Origin of the sequence: Bradyrhizobium sp., from assembly GCF_019242285.1 — a bacterium.
Taxonomy (GTDB): Bacteria; Pseudomonadota; Alphaproteobacteria; order Rhizobiales; family Xanthobacteraceae; genus Bradyrhizobium.
Map to the genome: position 1 here is coordinate 1 of NZ_JAFAVV010000187.1, position 6,468 is coordinate 6,468.

Sequence of the window (6,468 nt, forward strand, 5' to 3'; positions counted from 1 at the left end):
AAATAGGCCTGTTCTCAATTTTGAGGCTGATCTAATTGCAACCGCAAAAAGTATGAACGAAGAAAAATTGGCGCTCTTGGCACAGGTACCTGAGGCTGACTATATGGCTCTGTTCGAGTCGGCCTCCGGAGAGCAGCTAGATCGCGTCGTTTCTTCCGCGCTCACTTATCGACAGATTAGCAATGCCACGAATAACATGACGACAGTTATAGCCAAGGCAGAGGGTGCGCTTAGGACGATCGGACGAAAGTCCCGTTTGAACGCTTTGCGCCTGCAAAAATATGGCGTATCGCTTGACGATCCAACGGGCGAGCGGGAGTAGCAACGAATAGACGTAGCTCTCACCCGCCCGCAAGCCGCTCGGCATATTCGATCGCCTCGATCATGCTGCGCTCGTTGGCGATGCCCTGGCCTGCGATGTCGAAGGCGGTGCCGTGGTCGACCGAGGTGCGGACGATCGGCAGGCCGAGCGTGATGTTGACGCCGGAGAGCTCCTGCCATTTGCCGGTCGCGGGGTCGACCTCGAAGCCCAACAGCTTCACCGGGATGTGGCCCTGGTCGTGATACATCGCGACCACGGCGTCATACTGTCCCGCGCGCAGCTTCACGAACACGGTGTCGCCGGGGATCGGGCCGAGCACATCGAGGCCCTCGGCCACCATCGCCTCGATCACCGGCCGCGACACCTCGATGTCCTGGCGGCCGAACAGGCCGCCCTCGCCGGCATGCGGATTGAGCGCGGCGACCGCGATCCGCGGCCGTGCGATGCCGAGGCCGAGCAGCGCCTGCTGCGTCAGCTCGATCACCTGGCGCAAGCGCTGCGGTGTCAGCCGCGCCGGCACGTCCTGCAGCGCGACATGGGTCGAGACGTGACTGACGCGCATGTTGCCATGGGCGAGCAGCATCACCGAACCGCGCACGCCGGTCAGCGCCGCCAACATCTCGGTGTGGCCAGGATAGTGGTAGCCGGCCTTGTTGAGCGCCTCCTTGTTCAAGGGCGCGGTGACGATGCCGCCGAGCCGGCCCGACAGCGCCAGCCGAACGCCCTGCTCCACCGCCTTGTAGGCGAAGCGGCCACCGTCGGCCGACAGCACGCCGGGCTCGATCGTCTCGGCTTCGGCGTCGGCTTGCAGGAAGCCGAGATTCGGCCAGTCGGCCGCTTCGGCATCGACCGGCGCGGCCTCGACGCCGGCGGCGAGTTGACGGTTGGCGAGGTCGAAGGCGCGGCGGCTGCCGATGATCAGGAGCCTGAGGTCGCCGGCGTCGAGCCGGTCGCGCAGCCTCGCGCAGGCCTTGACGATGATCTCGGGACCGATCCCCGCCGGATCGCCCATCGTGATCGCGAGATGCCGCCTGGCCATGCTTCGTCCTCACATCAAATCGTTGTGTTGCAGGAGCCTCAACCACAGATCAGGCGGTCCAAAAGCCCCGGATTTCGAGATCACCTCGACACCGTCCCAGACGCCGCCCTGCAGCACCGATCTGGGGATGCCGGGCTCGAGCCTGCCGGTGACCTGCAAGCCGCGCGCCGCCGTCGCAAGGCACAGCGCCTTCAGCGTCTCGCCGCCCGCAACCAGGAGGGTGCCCGGCGCTTCGAGGGCGCGGACGAGCTGCGCGATCTCGGTCGCGACATGGGCGGCCGCCGCGGCCCGCGATACGGCGCCCAGCGGCTGTAGGTGGACCAAGGCGACGCCGCCGTCCAGCCTTTGCCTGATCCCCGCGCGCTCAGCCTCGATCGTCGTCGCCTGTACTAAGATGCCTGCGCAGACGGCAAGCTGCGCAGCGGTCGCCGGCTGATCGGAGCCGAACACGCCCAGCACGGGGCGTTTCAAGGCCGCCGGGACGCCAACCTCCGTCCGACCCGCCAGCGCGCCGGCAAGCCCACCGCTGCCGCACCACAGGATGCTACGGCCGGCGGCGCGGCCAAGCCGCACGGTGCGATCAAGATCGGCGTCCTGCGCGGCGTCGAGGATGCTGATTCCGCCCGCGAGCGGCCTATCGGGATCGGCGATCCGGGCGTCGAGGCCGCCCGCACGAAACTGTTCGAGCATGTTGATACCGACCGGCTGCCAGCTTCCATCCGCGGTCCTCGCATAATGCTGGCCGGCGCGGGTGAGCCTGCCCTGATGAGGGAAGGCCGGGGCGACCAGGCAGGCATCCCACAGGCCGGTCGCCAGGCAGGCCTCGACTTCCGCGACCCAGGGGCCACGGAGCAGGCTGTCGATCTTCTTGAAGGCAACGGTCGCCCCGCCGAGCCGCGGCGCGAGCGCGCGCACGATGCTGAACGCGGCATCGGCACCGGCCTCTCGCGTGCCGCTGTCGATGGCGAAGCTGTCCGCATCGGTCGAAATCGAGCCCGCCGCCCAATGGACGCCCAGCGGACCGAGCAGCCCGACGAACTCGGCCGTCGTGTCGAGCGCACCGGTGAGATCGTCGGCCAGGAGCCTGAGAGAGGTGAGCCTGAGAGAGGTCATGCGAAACCGAGGTTATTTCATCCGCCCGCGCGCAGGCCAATTCTGCCTTTGGATTGCCGTTCATCGAAGCTAGAAGTTCCGCGCCGACGGCAAGCGTTTCCGGAAGAGTGATGGCAGATTTCGTTCGATGGCTCACGGCCGGTTGCCTCGTCAGCCTCCTTGGCCTCTTGCCTGGCATCGCGTCGCCCAGCCTTGCGGGATCCGATGCCGTCGGGGCGTGGCAGCAGCAGATCGCGCTTCACCTGGGCAGCCAGAAGCGGTTTCCGCCCAACGCCCGGGGGCAGAGCGGGACGGCGAAGGTCCGCTTCACGATCGACCGCACCGGCAGGCTGGTGTCGGCGCAGCTGCTCGAAAGCACGGGTCACCCACAGCTCGACGCCGAGGCGATTGCCCTGCTGCATCGCGCCCAGCCATTTCCAGCGCCGCCCCTCGAAGTGAATGGCGATGCTCTGAAGTTCGACCTGCCGATCGTCTTCACTGCGCCGCCCGTCGAAAGCCGAGACAGTGACGCCGTCATCAAGGGCGAGGAAATGGTCAATGCGAAGATGCGCGGCATCTGCCGCGGCTGTTGAAACATCCGGCTCGCCGACAGGGGCGCGCGGGATCATGCTTGAACGCGATCGCCAATACCGCGAAACGCCAGGTCAGCTCCCAGCGTCAGGCGCCCGCCTCTCCACAGGCTGCCCCTGCCTTCTCAGGCGGCGCCCGCCTTGGGCGTGCGGTTGCGGGAATTGCGCTGGAAGAACAGCGCCTGGCTCGCCACCGCCGACACCATCGCCGGCTGGAATGGTTTTGAGATCAGGAATGCCGGCTCGGGCCGCTCGCCGGTGAGGAAGCGTTCCGGATAGGCGGTGATGAACACCACCGGCACCTCGAAGGTCTTGAGCAGCTCATTGACCGCATCGAGTCCGGAGGAGCCGTCGGCGAGCTGGATGTCGGCCAGGATCAGGCCCGGCTTTTTGTTCTTGGCGAGCGCCACCGCATCCGAATGGGTGCGCGCGACGCCAATGACATTATGGCCGAGGTTGCGCACCAGGCTTTCCAGGTCCATCGCGATGAAGGTCTCATCCTCGATGATCAGCACGTCAGTGGCGATCTCGGCTGCCATTTCGCGGCCGGCCGCGTCGGCCAGCCGCCGGGTCTCGCCGACATCGGTGCCGAGGATGTAGGCGACCTCCTCCTCCGGAAAACCTTCCAGGGAGAGCAGCAGGAACGCCTGCCGCGGCAACGGCGTAATGTTGGACAGCCGCCGCTCCGGCGGCATCGGCAGGGTCGCAATCTCCGATTCGTCGTTCAGCGAGACCGAGTTCCAGATCCGGGTGAACAGGCGAAACAGGCCGGCGCGGGCGCCATGCTGCTCGTCCAGCAGCGCAGGGTCCTGCAACAATGCCTCGAGCATGGCTCCGACATAGGCATCGCCGGAGCTCTGGCTGCCAGTCAGGGCGCGGGCATAGCGCCGCAACAACGGCAGATGTTCAGCAACAAGCTGTGATCGGGTCATCCCCACTCCATCGGTATTCCGGGGCCGTGCAGCTCAAAACGGGGTTGGCCCTCCTCACCCCCTGACACGCTGACTACTCGCAAGCCAGATGAAAGTTCCGTTTCGCCGGGAACTTTTCGCGTCGCTTCGCATTAGCTTTCTTACGGAAGGCCGCGTAGCCGAGAAATTCATGAAACTACAGGGACTTAACCCTCCCGGGGAAGCGTGGATCAGGTCATGAAGGATGCAAGGTCGCAAGCGAGCAAGAACATGGCATCAGGAAAGCCCGGCGGGCTCAACGCCGAGATTCAGTCGAGGATCGGCCATCAGCTCCGCGCGATGTACGACGACATCGTGAGGCAGGGAGTTCCGGACCGCTTCGCGGAACTCGTCAAGAAGCTTGATGTACCGCCGGAGACTCCCCAAGTGGGCAGTACGGGGGCCGGGGACACAGACGACGCCGATAATACCGACAATAATGGCGGGAGGGAGTAATGCCTCTCACAGACGCCCTTCGCGACGAGATTCTAGCTTCCGTTCCAAGTCTGCGGGCTTTTGCGATCTCGCTCAGTGGTAACAGCGACCGTGCGGATGACCTGGTGCAGGAAACCCTGCTGCGGGCGCTCGCGAACATCGATTCGTTCCAGCCCGGTTCGAACCTGCCGGCATGGCTGTTCACGATCCTGCGCAACCTGTTTCGTTCGGATTACCGCAAGCGGCGGCGCGAGATCGAGGATGCCGACGGCAACTATGCCAAGACGCTGAAGACCCAGCCGGCACAGGGCGCGCACCTCGAATTCGAGGAATTCCGCGCCGCGCTCGACAAGCTGCCGCAGGACCAGCGCGAGGCCTTGATCCTGGTCGGCGCCTCAGGCTTCTCCTATGAGGATGCGGCCACGATCTGCGGCTGCGCAGTCGGCACCATCAAGAGCCGCGTCAATCGCGCGCGCTCCAAGCTTGCAGCCCTGCTCTATGTCGAGGGCGCCGAGGATTTCGGCCCTGATGACACGGTACGCGCCGTGATCGGCGGCAACGGCTGAAGGCCGATGCGAGGTTGAAGCTCGTAGATTCTATGGGGCGGCGGGTGGTCAAGAGGTAGGATTGGTAGTTCCACCCACCATCCAACCTTGAGGATCAAGATGCATAAGCTCAATCGGATTGACACACCCGCCGGTGGCGAGCATGCCACGATTTATCTGGTTTTTGAACTGAGCAAGAAGACTTGGCAGCTCGGTGTGCTGCTGCCCGGTTCTGAGAAGCTGAGCCGCTACTCGATTTCGGCAGGAGACGTCACGGCCTTGGCGTCACGTTTGGCGCGCTGGAGGGCGCAAGCTGAGCGTGGCGGCAAGCCTGTGCGCATCCTGTCGTGCTACGAGGCAGGTCTCGACGGGCACTGGCTGCATCGTTGGCTGACCGACCAGGGCGTGATCAGCCATGAGATCGATCCGTCGAGCATCGAGGTGAACCGTCGGGCACGGCGGGCAAAGACCGATCGGATCGATCTGGAGAAGCAGATGCGCACGTTTCTGGCCTATCTGCGGGGCGAGCCGCGGGTCTGCAGCATGGTCCATGTGCCCACGGTCGAGGACGAGGATCGCAAGCGGCGTACGCGCGAGCGGGAGCGCTTGATGAAGGAACGCATCTCTCACAGCAATCGGATCAAGGGGCTGCTGCACGGTCAGGGCGTGCGCGATGCGCAACCGCTCAAGCCGGGGTTCATCGCGAGCCTCGACAAGGTGCGCACCGGTGACGGGCGGCTGCTGCCGCGATGGCTCAAGGAGGAGATCGTCCACGAGCACGAGCGGCTCGGCCTCGTCGACAAGCAGTTGAGCGCCCTCGAGGCGGCGAACAAGGCCGCGCTACGCGCCGCCACGCCCGGCTCGGCGGAAGCCAAGATGCTGCAACTCATCGACCTCAAGAGCATCGGTCCGATCGGCGGCCAAGAGCTGATCAACGAGGTGTTCTACCGCTCGTTCGACAATCGCCGGCAGGTCGGCAGCTATTTCGGGCTCACCGGCACGCCCTACGACAGTGGCAACAGCCGCCGCGAGCAGGGCATCAGCAAGGCCGGCAACCGCCGGGCCCGCAAGCTTGCGATCGAACTCGCCTGGCTATGGTTGCAGCATCAGCCCGGCAGCGAGCTCAGCCGCTGGTTCCATCAGCGCGTCGGCGACACGAAAGGACGGGTGCGCCGCATCGCCGTCGTTGCGCTGGCGCGCAAGCTGATGGTGGCGCTCTGGCGTTATCTTACGACCGGCGTGGTGCCGACCGGCGCCGTGCTGCGTCCGAGCCTCTGAACGGCCGCGCGCATGACGGCCGACATGAACCAGGACAGACGTGTGACCGCAACCCATCCTGGGTCTACTCACACCCGCTTCGTAGAAGGGTCCCGTCTTTGCTGGGCCTTGCCTTCGCCCGTGCATGAAGGATTAGGGTCCCGGGCTTTCGTCCCGGACCGGATACAAGGTGATGCGGTGCTTTCCGCATGCGTCATTCGCGGCCCAGTCCAGGATC

General features: G+C 65.2%; 8 protein-coding genes. 5 read left to right on the forward strand and 3 right to left on the reverse strand.

Annotated features, from left to right (window positions below; translation table 11 throughout):
- A partial coding sequence (locus JOY90_RS07090; protein WP_291690434.1) for a hypothetical protein occupies positions 1-322 on the forward strand: 322 nt, incomplete at its 5' end.
- A gap of 19 nt (positions 323-341) precedes the next feature.
- On the opposite strand, the gene pdxA is transcribed toward JOY90_RS07090, so the two are convergent.
- Together pdxA and JOY90_RS07100 are read right to left on the reverse strand one after the other, a co-directional pair.
- The gene (gene pdxA / locus JOY90_RS07095) at positions 342-1,361 is read right to left on the reverse strand and encodes a 4-hydroxythreonine-4-phosphate dehydrogenase PdxA (protein ID WP_291690435.1); all 1,020 of its coding nucleotides are present in this window, start codon (positions 1,359-1,361) and stop codon (positions 342-344) included.
- A 9-nt stretch (positions 1,362-1,370) separates the two neighbouring features.
- A complete protein-coding gene (locus JOY90_RS07100) occupies positions 1,371-2,474 on the reverse strand; it encodes a four-carbon acid sugar kinase family protein (RefSeq protein WP_291690436.1) in 1,104 nt (367 codons plus the stop codon).
- A gap of 110 nt (positions 2,475-2,584) precedes the next feature.
- On the opposite strand from JOY90_RS07100, the gene JOY90_RS07105 reads away from it, so the two are divergent.
- Positions 2,585-3,046: an energy transducer TonB gene (locus JOY90_RS07105; RefSeq protein WP_291690437.1), complete on the forward strand. Its 462-nt coding sequence runs from the start codon at positions 2,585-2,587 to the stop codon at positions 3,044-3,046.
- Between the two features lie 122 nt (positions 3,047-3,168).
- Here the strand turns inward: JOY90_RS07105 and JOY90_RS07110 are convergent, their stop codons facing one another.
- Complete coding sequence (locus JOY90_RS07110; protein WP_291690438.1) at positions 3,169-3,975, reverse strand: response regulator; 807 nt, start codon at positions 3,973-3,975, stop codon at positions 3,169-3,171.
- Positions 3,976-4,191: 216 nt separating this feature from the next.
- Here JOY90_RS07110 and JOY90_RS07115 point away from each other — a divergent pair, with 216 nt between their 5' ends.
- The 3 genes from JOY90_RS07115 (at position 4,192) to JOY90_RS07125 (ending at position 6,251) form a co-directional block, all read left to right on the forward strand.
- Positions 4,192-4,449 carry a NepR family anti-sigma factor gene (locus tag JOY90_RS07115; RefSeq protein WP_291690439.1) on the forward strand — a complete coding sequence of 86 codons (258 nt, stop codon included), beginning with the start codon at positions 4,192-4,194 and terminating at the stop codon, positions 4,447-4,449.
- Entirely contained in the window at positions 4,449-4,994 is a 546-nt protein-coding gene (locus tag JOY90_RS07120; RefSeq protein WP_291690440.1) for a sigma-70 family RNA polymerase sigma factor, read from the forward strand. Before JOY90_RS07115 ends, JOY90_RS07120 begins: the two co-directional genes overlap by 1 nt.
- A 99-nt stretch (positions 4,995-5,093) precedes the next feature.
- The gene (locus JOY90_RS07125) at positions 5,094-6,251 is read left to right on the forward strand and encodes an IS110 family transposase (protein WP_291690441.1); all 1,158 of its coding nucleotides are present in this window, start codon (positions 5,094-5,096) and stop codon (positions 6,249-6,251) included.
- Positions 6,252-6,468 lie beyond the last annotated feature (217 nt).

Excerpts from the sequence above, each read along its gene's own strand:
- JOY90_RS07125 (WP_291690441.1), top strand. The coding sequence starts at position 5,094 with ATGCATAAGCTCAATCGGATTGACACACCCGCCGGTGGCGAGCATGCC.
- JOY90_RS07120 (WP_291690440.1), top strand. The coding sequence starts at position 4,449 with ATGCCTCTCACAGACGCCCTTCGCGACGAGATTCTAGCTTCCGTTCCA.
- JOY90_RS07115 (WP_291690439.1), top strand. The coding sequence starts at position 4,192 with ATGAAGGATGCAAGGTCGCAAGCGAGCAAGAACATGGCATCAGGAAAG.
- pdxA (WP_291690435.1), bottom strand. The coding sequence starts at position 1,361 with ATGGCCAGGCGGCATCTCGCGATCACGATGGGCGATCCGGCGGGGATC.
- JOY90_RS07110 (WP_291690438.1), bottom strand. The coding sequence starts at position 3,975 with ATGACCCGATCACAGCTTGTTGCTGAACATCTGCCGTTGTTGCGGCGC.
- JOY90_RS07100 (WP_291690436.1), bottom strand. The coding sequence starts at position 2,474 with ATGACCTCTCTCAGGCTCACCTCTCTCAGGCTCCTGGCCGACGATCTC.
- JOY90_RS07105 (WP_291690437.1), top strand. The coding sequence starts at position 2,585 with ATGGCAGATTTCGTTCGATGGCTCACGGCCGGTTGCCTCGTCAGCCTC.